Raw genomic sequence first — 13,953 nt, 5'->3', positions numbered from 1 at the left:
CACCGGGCCTCCCGACAGGTCGTCCGTGTCGCGTTCCGGAGACGCTGACCGCACGGGAGGCGCGGCTGACGACGCGTCGTCGGCTCGCGTCCACGTGCCCACCAGCTGGTCCGTCTCCGGCGTCACCGGACCGGCGGGCCGGGAGGCCCGCCGACTCGGCCGGTCGGTCATCGGCGTGCGGGGCCGATGGCGGGCACGCGGGGATCGAGATCTTGCGTGTTCACCGGCGGGCGGGGATCGGGGGGATCGAGATCTCCTGCGTGGCGCCACGGTCGACACCGAGCACGGCGGCGACGGTGTTCGCGACGCGGTCCGGGTCGGAGAACAGCTGGAACGCGTGCACGCGGACGTAGTGCCAGCCGAGTCGGCGCAGGACCTCCGGGCGGAGGCGGAGTGACTCGCGCAGCGACCCCTTGACCAGCGACGCGTCGGTCTCGATCGTGACGCAGACCCCGCCGTGCGCGGCCACCAGGCCGAGCTTGCCGCGGTGTCCGAGCGCGACCGGGATGCCGCGCATCTCGAGTCGGCGGGCCAGGTCGACGAGCAGGGGGTCGGAGTCGTCCGGCACGTACTCGGCGGTGGTGCGCGCACGCACCTCGGCCAGGATCTCGGCGAGGGCGACGGTGCCGTGGCCCATGCGCTCGGCCTCGATGTCGGACGGCTGGAAGCACGTCACGATCACCATCGAGCGGCGCGCACGGGTCATCGCGACCGCGAGCAACCGCTCGCCGCCGGGCTTGCCGAGCGGACCGAAGTCGCGCAGGACGCGGCCGTGCGGAGTGCGGCCGTAGCCGATCGAGAACACGACGCGGTCGCGGCTCTGCGCCACCGACTGCTCGAGTGTCGCCACGATGAACGGCTCGGCGCGGTCGCCGATGACGAACTCGGTCAGGTCCTTGTGCCCCTGCGCCGCGGTCAGCACGGCCTGCTCGACGCGCACGGCGTGCTTCGCCGAGGCGGTGATGACCATGAGCGACTCGGACGGGCGGGTGCGGGCGTGGTCGATGACGAGGCGGACGACGCGGTCCACCTCGGCGTCGACGCTCTCGACGGCGCCGGACTCGGGGTCCGGCACGGCCTTGCCGTCGCTGACGTAGTCGAGCGCGATCGAGCCGTGCCCGAGGAACGAGCCTGCCCACGGCAGCGACTCGATCTTGCCGCCGTAGAAGCGACGGTTCACGAGCTCGGCCAGGTCCTCGCCGCCGGCGCGGTACGACCGCGAGAGCGAGAGGGTCGGCAGCAGCGTGGAGAGCTTCGCCAGGGCGGAGTCGGCGTGGAAGGCGTCGAGGGTGCCCTCGTCGACCTGCAGCGCACGGTGCTCGGGGTCGACGGCGATGCGGAACGGCGACGGCGTCTGCGTGACCGGGTCACCGAAGACGACGGTCTGGCGCGCACGACGGACGGCTCCGACGGTCTCGGCGATGGTCACGGCGCCGGCGTCGACCAGGATCACGGTGTCGAACGGCATCGTGTCGGCGATCTGCGACACCTCGTACGGGCTCGCGAGCCACACGGGCGCGATCGACCGGGACAGGTGCGGTGCGGAGTCCTGGAGCAGCCGCGAGGTGATCGCACCCTCGCGCAGCTGGGTCTTCAGCGCCGTGGCCTCTTCCGGCCAGTCGACGAGTCCGACCTTCCAGTTCTCGGCGAGCTGCCACGCCAGGCCCTGGGAGACCCCGGCCGCGTGGGCGTCGTCGACGAGGCGGAAGTCGGCCTCGACCCGGTCGAGCATGTCGGTGTTCGCGCCGAGCAGGGCCCGGTCGGACTCGAGCATCGTCTCGAGCGCGGACTGCCACCAGGCGAGTTCGAGCTCGGCCGGCACCTGCAGGTCCGGCACGTGGCGGTTCGCCAGGTCGGTGATGAGCGGCTCGAGCTGCAGGTCGCGCAGGGTCTGCATGAGTTCGGTGCGCTCCTGCAGGTTGTGCAGGACGTCGGACTCGGCTGCGAGCTCGGCGATGGTGGGGACGAGCTGGTCGACCGGGGTGTTCGCGAGCTGCCGGTCGCGCTCGGTCCGGCCGAGCGGCTCGTCGAGGCGCGCGAGGTCCTCGGCGACGTTCGAGAACAGCACCTGCACGTCCGCGATGCCCGTGGGCACCTCGGGGTTCACGCCGGCGGCGACGTAGCGCTGCCACAGCACGCGCTGCTGCTGCACCCGGGTCAGGGCCTCGTGCAGGTCGGAGACGTGCACGCCGGGGCGGACGTACTCACGAGCGAGCTTCTTCAGACGACGGCGGTTCGTCGACGACATCGGAGCGCCCTCGCCACGCGGGGCCGTGGCGGCGACGAGCTCGGACACCGAGCGGTCGAAGACCACCGGCAGGAAGCGGTCGAGGGTGTCACGGATCTCGGTGAGCAGGCGCAGGTAGATGCCGAGCTCGTTGATCGTCGTGAACTGGCGCATGTGTGTCGAGCTCACCAGGTCGTGCGCCCGGCGGAGCAGCGTCGGCAGCCCGTCGGAGTCGAGGTCCTTCGCGATGCGGTGGGCGCGCTGGGCACCGTCGCTGGTGGAGAACTTCGCGCCGTACCAGGGCGAGTCGTCGGGGCCGTAGCGGAACTCACCGAGGTTGGCCGCGCTGACCATCGTCTCGGCGACGCGCGAACGCCCCTCGACCATGGACGCCACGGACTGCTTCGACAGCCGCGCGGTCGTCGACGGCGGGACCGGCAGGAGCGACAGGCGCGAGAGCTCGACCAGGCAGTCGAGCACCGAGACGCCGAAGTCGGCGTCCTTGCGGGTGAGCGAACCGCGGTAGTCCTTCAGGACCTTGCGGAGCCGGACCAGGGCGTCGTCGACCTCGCGCAGGTTCGGACGGGCCGCCTTCTCGTTCCGGGCGATGGCACGGACGACGTCACGGCGCAGGGTCGACGGTGTGACCGCGACGCCGGGCAGCTGGACCTCGCCGAAGCGCGCCGCGATGCCCCGCAGGGTCGCACGGCGCGGGCTCACCACGAGGACGCGCTTGTTCGCGGCGACCAGGCCGCCCAGGGCGTTCACGATCGTCTGGGTGCCGCCGGTGCCGGGCAGGGTCTTGACGACGATGGAGTTGCCGGCCGCGATCTGCGCGATCACGTTCTCCTGCTCGTCGTCGGCGTCGAGCAGCAGGGTGTCGGTCTCCGGGCTGCGCTCGTCCGACGGGGTCTGCTCGACCGGGTGGTACGACTGCTCGACCTGCCACTTGGCGCTCGGGTTGCCGGCCAGGGCGTCGAGCACGGGGTGGGACAGGTCGCCGGTGTCCTCGACCAGACCGGTCGCGACCTCGGCGAACGTGGAGACCACGAGCCGGGCGTGCACGGAGAAGCCGGGGATGTGCGCGGTCAGGCCACGCAGGCGGTCGATGACGGGGTTCGGGGTGAACGAGCCGTCCTGCTGCGCGAGCGCCACGAAGGACTGCGCGTCGAGGATGACGCCGAACTGCTCGTGCAGGGCGTCGGCGAGACCCGGGTTGAGCACCGGTTCGCCGAGGAGCCGGACCTCGAAGTCACGGCCGTGGCGGCGGATCGCCAGCGGGCGCAGGAGCACCGGGCCGCGGAACTGCTCGTCGCCGTGCTTCCAGTCGGCCATGCCGATGCCGAGCTTCACGGCGTCGATCCCGCGCACGGTGGCGAGCTCGGTGCCCTTCGCCTCGACCTGGCCGGCGGCGACGCGGGCGGCACGGAGCGCCACCTCGTCGCGGATCAGGCTGGACAGCAGGGTGGTCTTGCCGGTGATGAACTGGGCGAGGCCGCCCGGGTGCGTCGTCGACAGTTCGATGCGCGCGCGGGGGTGGTCGCTGAAGTGGGTGAGCGGGCTCGTTCCGCCGACGCCGGTGAGCTGGCCGCGCCAGCCGTCCCACGTCGGTTCGGCCGCGTTGCCCGCCTGCAGCCGGGGATCGCCGAGGCTGATCGCCTGCGGGCTGGTCAGCTGCAGTTCCGGGCGGAGCGTGCGGTCCGGTTCGTCGTCGGTCCGGTCCTCGTCCACGTCCTGCTGCTCGTCTCGGTCGTCTCGCTCGTCGCGGTGGTCGCGGTGGTCGCGCTGACCGCGGTCGTCTCGCTCGTCGTCGGGGCGCTCGTGGGCACCCTCGACGGGGACGTCGTCGTTCACGTCGTCCTCACCGTCGGTCACCCTGTCCGCTCGCCACACATCCGACACTGTAGGCGGGAACGAGCGCCCTCTCTGGCAATGAACCGAGGTTTCGGGGTTTCCGACGGACGCACCGCACGTCAGATCTGCGGTGTGACGCGTCGGATCTGCGGTGCAACGCGTCCGATGTGGTACCAACGGGGCATGGCCATCGACGACCGCACCACCCCGTCCGCCCCCACGCCGAACCGGCGTCGATCGGTCCCCGCCGAGATCTCCCGCTCGTGGCTGCTCGTCTCCGGCACCGCGACCGACCGGTTCGAGAAGTCCCAGCGGTCCCGCGCCGACCAGATCATCCTGGACATCGAGGACGCCGTCGACCCCGCCGCCAAGCCCTCGGCACGGCAGGGCGTCGCCGCGTGGCTGGCCGGAGGCGGCGAGGCCTGGGTCCGGATCAACGACGTCACGACCGACTTCTGGGCCGACGACGTCGAGGAGCTCCGCGGCCTGCCCGGATTGCAGGGCGTGATGCTCGCGAAGACCGAGTCCCCGGCCCAGGTCACCGACACGTGGCACCGGCTCGGCGGCCAGACCCCGGTGATCGCCCTGGTCGAGTCGGCGCTCGGCATCGAGGAGTCCGTCTCGATCGCGCGGGCCCAGGGCGCGTTCCGGCTGGCGTTCGGCTCCGGCGACTACCGCCGCGACACCGGCACGAGCGCCGACACCCTGGCGATGGCGTACCCGCGGTCGAAGCTCGTCGTCGCCTCGCGCGTCGGCGACCTGCCCGGCCCGATCGACGGCCCGACGGTGGGGTCGTCGCACCCGATCCTGCGCGAGCAGTCCCAGGTCGCGGTGTCGCTCGGCCTGACCGGCAAGCTCTGCCTGGACACCGAGCAGCTGCCCGTCATCAACGAGGTCATCTCCCCCACGCCGACTGACGTCGCCTGGGCGCAGGACTTCCTCGACGACTTCGAGGCCCGCGGCAAGGTCATCCGCGACGGTTCCGACCTGCCCCGCCTGGGTCGGGCGCAGAAGATCCAGCGGCTCGCACAGGCGTTCGGCGTGGAAGCGCGGTAGGACTGCTCCCATGACCTGGTCCAACGTCCCCGGCGGTCCGCCGCAGTCCTCGCCCGGCCCCCAGGACCCGCAGCGCGCGGCCTGGGAGCACAGCGGCACCACGTTGTTCCCGCCGGCGAAGCTCGCCGACCGGATCTCCACCGTGCTGTTGCTGGCCTTCGGTGCCGTGATGACGATCGTCACCGCCGTCGTCGGCATCATCGCGGTCATCTCGGCGACCGCGACCTGCGATGCCTCGGCCGGGTGCTCGCCCGGCGGGTACATCGGCGGCACGGCCATCGCGGTCGGCGGCGCGTTCGTGATCGGCGTCGCCACGATCGTGCTGGCGATCGGCGCGTGGATCCGTCGGAAGTCGTCGTGGTGGATCGCCGCGGTCGGCTTCGTGCTCGCGATCGCCGTGATCACGTGGGGCGGGGTCGTCTTCGCGAACGCCGCCGACGACGAGACCGCGTCGTCCTCGGTGTCCGCGAGCGCCTAGCCCCGTCGCGCACCACTTCTCCGACAGGACACGAGGTGATCACCTCGTGTCCTGTCGCGTTGTGCGTGCGCACAGTGCGCGGGTCCGACGGGGCGTAGCGTCCACGGCATGGTGACGGTGTCGCGGGCGACGGTCGCGGTGGTCGGTGGCGGCCCCGCCGGGGTCGTCCTCGGCCTGCTGCTCGCCCGAGCCGGCATCGCGGTGCGCGTCATCGAGCAGCACGACGACTTCAACCGTGACTTCCGGGGCGACACCGTGCACGCCTCGACGATCCGGCTGCTCGACGAGCTCGGCCTCGGCGAGCGCTTCCGGGCCCTGCCGCAGTCACGGCTCGACGACTTCTCCCTGCCCATGCCCGACGGGTCACGGCTGCTGCTCGGCGACTTCTCGCGGCTCGATCCCCCGTACGACCACGTGGCGATGGTGCCGCAGTGGGACCTGCTCGACCTGCTCGTGACCGCTGCCCGGCAGGAACCGTCGTTCGACATCGCGATGGCCCGCGCGGCGACCGGGCTCATCGAGGAGAACGGTGTGGTCACCGGGGTCCACCTCCGCTCGCGCGACGGCAGCGGCGAACCCGAGGAACTCCGCGCCGACGTCGTGATCGCGTGCGACGGACGGAACTCGGTCCTGCGCCGGGCGGCGGGGCTCGTGCCGCGGGCGTTCCCGGTGCCGTTCGACACCTGGTGGTTCCGGCTCCCCCGTCGGTCGGGCGACGCGGCGAGCGCCCTGACCCCCGCGTTCTCGGGCAACGACGTGCTGCTGAGCTTCCCGCGGCCCGACTACCACCAGGTCGCGTACTTCGCTCCGAAGGGCTCGGACGCGGCGCTGCGGGCTGAGGGGATCGACGCCTTCCGGGAGCGGGTGGCGCGGCTCCGTCCGGACTTCGCCGACCGGGTCGACGCGATCGGGTCGATGGACGACGTGCACGTGCTCGACGTCCGGATGGACCGGTTGCGGCGGTGGTGGCGGCCAGGGCTGCTGTGCATCGGCGACGCGGCGCACGCGATGTCGCCCGCGGGTGGGGTGGGGATCAACCTGGCGGTGCAGGACGCCGTGGCGACGGCGGCGATCCTGGTGTCGGCGCTCCGACACGGGCTCCGAGGTGCGGGGCTGGACGGTGCGCTGGCCGCGGTGCGGCGTCGTCGGAGGCCGCCGGCAGTGATCGTCCAGTCGGCGCAGGCAGTACTGCACCGTGTCGTGTTCGAGCGGGCCTTCGCCGGACGGCTGCAGGACGGGCCACCCCTGCTGCCCGTGCTGCTCGCCCGGTACGTGCCGCCGTCGCGAAGCCTCTACGCCCGGGGCATCGCGTTCGGGCCGCTGCCGGAGCACGCGCCGAGCTGGGCGCGCCGCTGAACGGAGCGGGCGCGGTGGACGGGACCGGACGGCGGACGGGAGGCGCGGGGCGGAGCCGCCACGGGCCTCCCGGTCGGCGGGCGGTCACCACCACTGCGCGACGCACCCTGTGCGCGACCGCGCACCCCCGGCGCATGCTGGGGCCATGAAGCAACGAGTCATCGGAGACGTGTCGGTCAGCGCCATCGGTCTGGGCGGGATGCCCATGTCGATCGAGGGGCGCCCCGACGAACGACAGTCCATCGCGACCATCCACGCCGCGCTCGAGAACGGTGTCACGCTCATCGACACCGCCGACGCGTACCACCTGGCCGCCCACGACGAGGTGGGGCACAACGAGGAGCTCATCGCCCGGGCGGTCCGCGAGTTCCACGGCGACACCGAGTCGATCCTCCTCGCCACGAAGGGCGGACACCTGCGACCGGAAGCTGGCGCCTGGGCGCAGAACGGCCACCCGGAGTACCTGAAGCAGGCGGCGAAGGCGTCGGCGAAGCGCCTCGGCGTCGAGGCGATCGGCCTGTACCAGTTCCACCGTCCGGACCCCGCGGTCCCGTACGCCGAATCCGTCGGCGCGCTCGGCGAGCTGCTCGACGAGGGCGTCATCCGGATGGCCGGCATCTCGAACGCGGACCCCGACCAGATCCGGACGGCCAACGAGGTCCTCGACGGACGACTCGCCTCGGTGCAGAACCAGTTCTCGCCGAAGTTCCGGTCGAGCGAGCCGGAACTCGAGCTCTGCGACGAGCTCGGGATCGCGTTCCTGCCGTGGAGCCCGCTCGGTGGCATCGCGAGCGCCGCCGACCTCGGCACCGCCTACGAGGACTTCGCGTACATCGCACGCGACCGTGGCGTGACCCCGCAGGTCATCGCGCTCGCGTGGGAGCTGCAGAAGAGCGACGTGGTCGTCCCGATCCCCGGGGCGTCGCGGCCGCAGTCGATCCTCAACTCGCTGACCGCACCGACCGTGAAGCTGCGGCCGGAGGACGTCGCCCGTCTGGACGCGTCGCAGCCGGCGGCCGTCTGAGGCAACCCCTGACGACGACGCCCCGCAGTTCCGATCGGAGCTGCGGGGCGTCGTGGTGTCGGGGCCGGGTGTGGCGACTAGTTGCTCGGGCAGACCGCCGAGACCTCGTTCAGCGAGGACTGCACGTCGGTCTGGGCGTCCTTCGCCTCGGCGGAGTCGCTCGAGCCGCTGGAGGTGAGCGCCGAGGCGTACTCCTTCGCGTCCTCGGTGAAGTCCTCGAAGGCGTCGTGGACGTCGTCGTTGGTGACCTTCGGCAGCGCCGCGTCGAGACGGTCGGTGAACTCGCCGACCAGCTTCGCCCGCGCAGCGGGGCCCGCCGGCGCCGAGGACGACGTCTGCTCGGCGATGAACGACTTGAGCTCGTTCTCGACCAGGGCGCACGCCTCGGCCTTCGTCTGTGCGGGAGCGGCGGCCGAGGTCTTCGACGGCGCGGACGTCTTCGACGTCTCCGTCGAGGCGCCGTCGTCGGACGAGCCGCCGTCGCTGGACGAGCCGCCGGAGCAGCCCGCCAGCAGCGCCACGGCGATGAGCGCCGTGGTCACCGCGGTGAGGGTGCGGCGCATCAGGAGTTGCACTCCTTCTGGAAGGCGTTGCCGGCGTCCTGCACCTTGGTGCTGGACTTCGTGAGCGCCGAGACGTCCGCCGACTGCGGGTCCTTCGCGATGTCCTCGATCTGGTCGACGAGGTCGCCGTAGGCGTCCTCGAACGCCTCGCCCTTGTCCTGCAGGGCGTCGTCGGACAGGTCGTCGACGCCGTCGGAGATCTTCTCGTCGAGTTCCTTGAGCTTCGTGACGGCGGCGTCCGGGTCGGACTGGAGGTTCGCGGCCTCGGACTGCACGCCCTCGGCGGCGGACTTGACCGTCTTCTCGAACTGGGTGCACTGGTCGGCCTTCGACGGCCCGGTCGAGCAACCGGCGAGCAGGGTGAGCGCGAGGCCGGCGGTGGCGAGCGCGATGAACTTGTTCTTCGGCATGGTGGAGAGTCCCCCTCGATCGGTCCGCACTCCCCCGGATGAGGTGCAGATCCGTCATCGAGCGTACATGGGGCACTCACAGGATGACCGGCCGCCCGGCGTACCGTCGAGGGCATGCGCGCCATCACGTTCGACGACACCACCATGTCCGTGACCGATCTGCCCGACCCGGTGCCCGCCGCGGGCGAGGTGCTCATCGAGGTCGCCGCCGCCGGGGTGAACAACGCCGACCTGCAGCAGCGCGCGGGGAACTACCCGCCGCCGCCCGGGGCCTCGGAGATCCTCGGGCTCGAGGTCTCCGGCACCGTCCGGGCACTCGGCGACGGGGTGACCTCGGTGGCCGTCGGCGACCGCGTGTGCGCCCTGCTGTCCGGCGGCGGCTACGCCTCGCTCGTCGTGGCTCCCGCGACGCAGGTGCTGCCGGTCCCCGAGTCGGTCGACCTGGTCGAGGCTGCCGGCCTGCCCGAAGCCGCCTGCACCGTGTACTCGAACATCGGCATGCTCGCCGGGCTCCGCCCCGGGCAGACCCTGCTCGTGCACGGTGGCACCGGCGGCATGGGCTCGCACGCCGTCCTGTGGGCGAAGGCCCTCGGTGCCACGGTGATCGCGACGAGCGGCGGTGACCGCAAGGTCCAGGCGTCGCGTGACCTTGGTGCCGATCTGGTGGTCGACCACCGCACCGAGGACTTCGTCGAGCGCGTCCTCGCGTTCACGGACGGCGTCGGTGTCGACGTGGTGCTCGACGTCGTCGGACCGTCCTACCTGCAGCGGAACCTGCAGGCCCTCGCACCCAACGGGCACATCGCCGTCATCGCCTCGGGCAGCGGCAGCACCGCCGAGCTCGACCTCGGCGCGCTGATGCGCAAGCGGGCGTCGATCAGCGGGACGACCCTGCGCGCCCGGCCGCTCGCCGAGAAGGCCGCGATCGTCGCCGCCGTCCGCGAGCACGTCTGGCCCTTCGTCGCCGACGGCAGCGTCCGCCCGGTGATCGACACCGTCCTGCCGCTCGCCGAGGTCGAGGAGGCGCACCGGAAGGTCCGCGACGGCGAGGTCGTCGGGAAGGTGCTGCTGACGCTCTAGGCGCGTGGGCGGGCTGCGCCCGGGTGTCCTGCGCCCGGGTGCGCTGCGCCCGGGTCTGCCGCGCTCGGCCGCACCAGGTCGAGTACCTGCCCGCACTTCGCGCCGAACGTCGCACGGAGCAGGTCCGCCGCGTCGCGGTCCTCGTCGAACCGTGCGGGCATGTCGATCGCGAGCATGATCGCGAAGATCATCCCGCTGCCGAGGAAGCCCTGCACCTGGTCGTCCGGGATCCCCGCCTCGTCCCGCAGGAACCGGTAGATCTCGAGGAAGCCGTCGCGTGCGGCCGCACCGATCGCGGGCTCGGCACCGGAGACGAACCCCTGCAGCAGCACGGTGTGCAGGCCCTGCTCGGCAGCGAGGTCGACGAACTGCTCACCGATGACGTGCGCCGGCACGTCGTCCGGGCCGAGGGTCGTCAGGGTCTCGCGCCAGGCGTCGAGCAGGATGCCGAGGGTGTCGCGGAAGACCTCGAGGAACAGCGCTTCCTTCGACCCGAACATCCGGACGACGTACGGCTGGCTGATGCCCGCCGCCGAGGCGATCTGGTCGGTGGTGGTGCCGTGGTACCCCTGGCGGCCGAACACCCCGCGTGCGGCTTCGAGGATCATCGCGCGACGCTGCGCTGCCGGCATCCGGACGGCTGTCTCCGTGCTCATGGTTGACATGTTATCAGTCGATTACTACAGTCTGTCGAGACAAGTAATCATCGGATTACCAACGACTGGAGACACCATGTCCCGACGCATCCCCGTGTGGCTCGCGATCGCCGCCGCATCCCTCCCGATGTTCATGGCGACGCTCGACAACCTCGTCGTCACCAGCGCACTCCCCGCCGTGCACGCCGACCTCGGCGCCTCGGTCGAGGAGCTGCAGTGGATCACCAACGCCTACACGCTCGCCTTCGCCGCCCTGATGCTGCTGGCCGTCGGCCTCGGCGACCGCATCGGCCGCCGCCACCTGTTCATCGCCGGCATCGGCGTCTTCACCGTCTCGTCGGCCTTCGCGGCGATGAGCACCGACCCGACCGCCCTCATCGTCTGGCGCGCGGTCGAGGGGGCCGGCGCCGCGGCGATCATGCCCCTGTCGCTGACCCTGCTCGTCGGCAGCGTCCCGGACCGCCTGCGGACCGTGGGCATCGGCGTCTGGGGCGGCATCTCCGGCCTCGGCGTCGCGCTCGGCCCGCTCATCGGCGGAGCCGTCGTCGAGAGCTGGAGCTGGGAGGCGATCTTCTGGCTCAACGTCCCCGTCGGCGTGATCGCGATCCCGCTCGCCCTGTTCGCCCTGCCGAACACCCGTGGCGCCCGGGTCCGGACCGACGTCCTCGGCGTCGTGTTCGCGGGTCTCGGGGTGCTCGGCGTCGTGTTCGGCATCGTCCGCGGCAACGACGCGGGCTGGACGAGCACCGAGGTGCTGGTCGGCCTCATCGGTGGCGGCGCACTGCTCGTCGCGTTCGTCGTCCGCCAGGCCACGACGGCCGCACCGCTCCTGCCGCTCCGGTTCTTCCGCGACCGCAGCTTCACCCTCGCCAACCTCGTCGCCATGACGTTCTCGTTCGGCGCGTTCGGGTCGGTCTTCATCCTGATCCAGTTCCTGCAGGTGGTGCAGGGCCGGTCACCGCTCGAGGCCGGCGTCTGGACGATGCCGTGGACGCTCGCACCGATGATCGTCGCGCCGCTCGCCGGGATCATCGCACCACGGGTCGGCACCCGGGTGCTCATCGCCGGCGGCATGGCGTTCCTGTCCGCCGGACTGTTCTGGATCGCCGCCACGATGTCCGCCGACGTCACCTTCACAGGCCTCCTGCCCGGCTTCCTGCTCGCCGGCATCGGCATGGGCGCCGTGTTCGGGCCGATCTCGACCGCCGTGCTCGCGCGGATGCCGCAGGACGACCACGCGAAGGCCTCCGGCGCGAACTCCACCCTGCGCGAGATCGGCGTCGCACTCGGCATCGCGGTGCTCACCGCCGTGTTCACCGGTGCCGGCGGCCAGCTCACGCCCACCGGCTACGTCGACGCGGCACAGCCCGCCGTGCTGGTCGGAGCGGCCGTCGTCGCAGCCTCGGCGCTCGTCGCCGTGTTCCTGCCGGCGGGTCGCGGATCCCACGTCCCCGACGTGGTCGCCGATGACGACCTGGGCCCACGCCGCCGGTTCCGGGTCGACGCGCCAGCGGCGAGCCGGCCGTGACGGTGGGGAGAGGCCCGGCCCACGCCCGCTGTCCCGGCTCCCGTCGTGTAGTCGCCCGGTCTGGTCCTAGGCGTGGACGCGGGAGAGGAACTCGACCAGCGCCGGGTGCTGCGGGGCGTCGAGGACCTCGGCGGGGACGCCCTGCTCGACGACCTCTCCCCGGTGCAGGAACACGATCCGGTCGGCCACGTTCCGCGCGAAGTGCATCTCGTGCGTGGTCATCAGGATCGTCGACCCCTGCCGCTTCAGCTCGGTGACCAGGTCGAGCACCTCGCCGACGAGCTGGGGGTCGAGGGCGCTCGTGACCTCGTCGAGCAGCAGGAGCTCGGGGTCGGACGCGATCGCCCGGACGATGGCCACACGCTGCTGCTGGCCGCCGGAGAGCCGGTCCGGGTAGGCGTCGGCGAACTCCGCGAGCCCGATCCGTTCGAGCAGCCGACGCGCGGTCGCCTCGGCCTCGGCCCGGCCGACGCCGTGCACCTGCCGTGAGGCGAGCGTCACGTTGTCGAGCACGCGCATGTGCGGGAACAGGTTGAACTGCTGGAAGACCACGCCGATCCGCGCCCGGACGCCGTCGACCGCGACGCGGGGATCGGCGATGTCGGTACCCTGCAGCAGGATCTCGCCGTCGTCGATGCCCTCGAGCAGGTTCACCGTCTTGAGCAGGGTCGACTTGCCCGAGCCGGACGCCCCGATGACGCAGATGACCTCGTGGCGGTGCAGCGTCAGGTCGATGCCGCGCAGGACCTCGTGCTCGCCGAAGGCCTTGCGCAACCCGCGCAGCTCGAGGACCGCAGCGTCCGCACCCGACGCACCACGGGCCTCCTGGCCGACCTCGCTCATACGGTCCCTCCGATCTGCTCGCGCCGCTGCTGGCGGCGCGCGATCGCGTCCGTGACGCGGATCAGCGGCAGGCTGATCACCACGAACAGCAGCCCCGCGACGAAGTACGGCGTGAAGTTGTAGGTCTCCGCCTGCGCGATCTGCGCCGAACGGACCGCGTCGACCGCGCCGAGGATCGACACCAGGCCGACGTCCTTCTGCATCGAGACGAAGTCGTTCATCAGTGCCGGCGTGACCTTGCGGATCGCCTGCGGCAGCACCACGAGCCGCAGGGTCTTGGCGTGCGAGAGCCCGAGCGACCGGGCGGCCAGACGTTGCGAGGGGTGCACGGCCTCCATGCCGGCGCGCAGGACCTCGGCGATGTACGACGAGTACGTCAGGACGATCGCGATGGTGCCCCAGACCTCGGCGGGCAACCGCGGGAACACCCCGAGACCGGGGATCCCGTAGCCGACCAGGTAGAGCACGATGATGAGCGGCAGGCCGCGGAACAGGTCCGTGTAGCCGGTCGCGAGCATCCGCAGCGGGAAGAAGACCGGGTTCCGCAGCCCCCGCACCACTGCGAGCAGGGTGCCGAACACGGCGACGCCGATGGCGCTGAAGAACAGGATCCGGACGTTCAGCCAGAGGCCCAGCAGGATGTCCGGGAACGTGTCGATCGCTGTCTGCGGGTCGAAGAACGACTGCTGGACCGCTGCCCAGCCGGGGGTGTTCACGACGCCGAAGTAGGCGATCGCGATCACCACGAGCGTCGACACCACCGACACCACGATCGACCGGCGTCCGCGCTGCCGGCGGTAGAGCCGACGTTCGAGCTCGACCTGGCTCGGCGCGGCTGCGGCGACCGGGGTCCCGGCGCCTGCTGGCACGGTCATGCG

12 protein-coding genes are annotated in these 13,953 nt (G+C 71.8%); 6 read left to right on the top strand and 6 right to left on the bottom strand.

Features of this window, described 5'->3' with window-relative positions:
* Positions 1-220: 220 nt before the first annotated feature.
* Entirely contained in the window at positions 221-4,102 is a 3,882-nt protein-coding gene (locus tag EDF47_RS07190; RefSeq protein ID WP_133938856.1) for an ATP-binding protein, read from the bottom strand.
* Between the two features lie 162 nt (positions 4,103-4,264).
* On the opposite strand from EDF47_RS07190, the gene EDF47_RS07185 reads away from it, so the two are divergent.
* The 4 genes from EDF47_RS07185 (at position 4,265) to EDF47_RS07170 (ending at position 7,995) form a co-directional block, all read left to right on the top strand.
* Positions 4,265-5,137 (top strand): CoA ester lyase, encoded by an 873-nt coding sequence (locus EDF47_RS07185; protein ID WP_111086303.1) that lies wholly within the window; start codon positions 4,265-4,267, stop codon positions 5,135-5,137.
* Between the two features lie 10 nt (positions 5,138-5,147).
* Entirely contained in the window at positions 5,148-5,615 is a 468-nt protein-coding gene (locus EDF47_RS07180) for a DUF6264 family protein (RefSeq protein ID WP_131877397.1), read from the top strand.
* Between the two features lie 108 nt (positions 5,616-5,723).
* Positions 5,724-6,971 (top strand): FAD-dependent oxidoreductase, encoded by a 1,248-nt coding sequence (locus EDF47_RS07175; RefSeq protein ID WP_133938854.1) that lies wholly within the window; start codon positions 5,724-5,726, stop codon positions 6,969-6,971.
* Positions 6,972-7,116: 145 nt separating this feature from the next.
* Positions 7,117-7,995, top strand: coding sequence for an aldo/keto reductase (locus EDF47_RS07170; protein WP_131877401.1), 879 nt, complete (start codon positions 7,117-7,119; stop codon positions 7,993-7,995).
* A 77-nt stretch (positions 7,996-8,072) separates the two neighbouring features.
* Here EDF47_RS07170 and EDF47_RS07165 read toward each other — a convergent pair whose 3' ends face one another.
* Together EDF47_RS07165 and EDF47_RS07160 are read right to left on the bottom strand one after the other, a co-directional pair.
* Positions 8,073-8,558 (bottom strand): hypothetical protein, encoded by a 486-nt coding sequence (locus EDF47_RS07165; protein WP_131877403.1) that lies wholly within the window; start codon positions 8,556-8,558, stop codon positions 8,073-8,075.
* Complete coding sequence (locus EDF47_RS07160) at positions 8,558-8,968, bottom strand: hypothetical protein (protein ID WP_123936814.1); 411 nt, start codon at positions 8,966-8,968, stop codon at positions 8,558-8,560. Before EDF47_RS07160 ends, EDF47_RS07165 begins: the two co-directional genes overlap by 1 nt.
* Positions 8,969-9,082: 114 nt before the next feature.
* Here EDF47_RS07160 and EDF47_RS07155 point away from each other — a divergent pair, with 114 nt between their 5' ends.
* Entirely contained in the window at positions 9,083-10,048 is a 966-nt protein-coding gene (locus EDF47_RS07155) for an NAD(P)H-quinone oxidoreductase (protein ID WP_131877405.1), read from the top strand.
* Here the strand turns inward: EDF47_RS07155 and EDF47_RS07150 are convergent.
* Positions 10,045-10,704 carry a TetR/AcrR family transcriptional regulator gene (locus EDF47_RS07150; protein ID WP_134195304.1) on the bottom strand — a complete coding sequence of 220 codons (660 nt, stop codon included), beginning with the start codon at positions 10,702-10,704 and terminating at the stop codon, positions 10,045-10,047. The genes EDF47_RS07155 and EDF47_RS07150 overlap by 4 nt on opposite strands.
* A 76-nt stretch (positions 10,705-10,780) precedes the next feature.
* Between EDF47_RS07150 and EDF47_RS07145 the strand changes: the two genes are divergently transcribed.
* Entirely contained in the window at positions 10,781-12,232 is a 1,452-nt protein-coding gene (locus EDF47_RS07145) for a DHA2 family efflux MFS transporter permease subunit (RefSeq protein ID WP_131877409.1), read from the top strand.
* A 66-nt stretch (positions 12,233-12,298) separates the two neighbouring features.
* Here EDF47_RS07145 and EDF47_RS07140 read toward each other — a convergent pair whose 3' ends face one another.
* Positions 12,299-13,075 (bottom strand): amino acid ABC transporter ATP-binding protein, encoded by a 777-nt coding sequence (locus EDF47_RS07140; RefSeq protein ID WP_123936818.1) that lies wholly within the window; start codon positions 13,073-13,075, stop codon positions 12,299-12,301.
* Positions 13,072-13,950, bottom strand: coding sequence for an amino acid ABC transporter permease (locus EDF47_RS07135; protein WP_131877411.1), 879 nt, complete (start codon positions 13,948-13,950; stop codon positions 13,072-13,074). The genes EDF47_RS07140 and EDF47_RS07135 overlap by 4 nt, the downstream gene beginning before the upstream one ends.
* Between the last annotated feature and the right edge of the window lie 3 nt (positions 13,951-13,953).

The sequence above is a fragment of the Curtobacterium sp. PhB190 genome (genome assembly GCF_004365385.1).
Taxonomy (GTDB): Bacteria; Actinomycetota; Actinomycetes; order Actinomycetales; family Microbacteriaceae; genus Curtobacterium.
Note: the sequence above shows the minus strand (reverse complement) of the source record. Positions and strands in the feature narration are given on the sequence as shown.

Coding starts and splice junctions, on each gene's coding strand:
- EDF47_RS07180 (WP_131877397.1), top strand. CDS start 5,148: ATGACCTGGTCCAACGTCCCCGGCGGTCCGCCGCAGTCCTCGCCCGGC.
- EDF47_RS07165 (WP_131877403.1), bottom strand. CDS start 8,558: ATGCGCCGCACCCTCACCGCGGTGACCACGGCGCTCATCGCCGTGGCG.
- EDF47_RS07185 (WP_111086303.1), top strand. CDS start 4,265: ATGGCCATCGACGACCGCACCACCCCGTCCGCCCCCACGCCGAACCGG.
- EDF47_RS07135 (WP_131877411.1), bottom strand. CDS start 13,950: ATGACCGTGCCAGCAGGCGCCGGGACCCCGGTCGCCGCAGCCGCGCCG.
- EDF47_RS07155 (WP_131877405.1), top strand. CDS start 9,083: ATGCGCGCCATCACGTTCGACGACACCACCATGTCCGTGACCGATCTG.
- EDF47_RS07170 (WP_131877401.1), top strand. CDS start 7,117: ATGAAGCAACGAGTCATCGGAGACGTGTCGGTCAGCGCCATCGGTCTG.
- EDF47_RS07150 (WP_134195304.1), bottom strand. CDS start 10,704: ATGAGCACGGAGACAGCCGTCCGGATGCCGGCAGCGCAGCGTCGCGCG.
- EDF47_RS07175 (WP_133938854.1), top strand. CDS start 5,724: ATGGTGACGGTGTCGCGGGCGACGGTCGCGGTGGTCGGTGGCGGCCCC.
- EDF47_RS07145 (WP_131877409.1), top strand. CDS start 10,781: ATGTCCCGACGCATCCCCGTGTGGCTCGCGATCGCCGCCGCATCCCTC.
- EDF47_RS07160 (WP_123936814.1), bottom strand. CDS start 8,968: ATGCCGAAGAACAAGTTCATCGCGCTCGCCACCGCCGGCCTCGCGCTC.
- EDF47_RS07140 (WP_123936818.1), bottom strand. CDS start 13,075: ATGAGCGAGGTCGGCCAGGAGGCCCGTGGTGCGTCGGGTGCGGACGCT.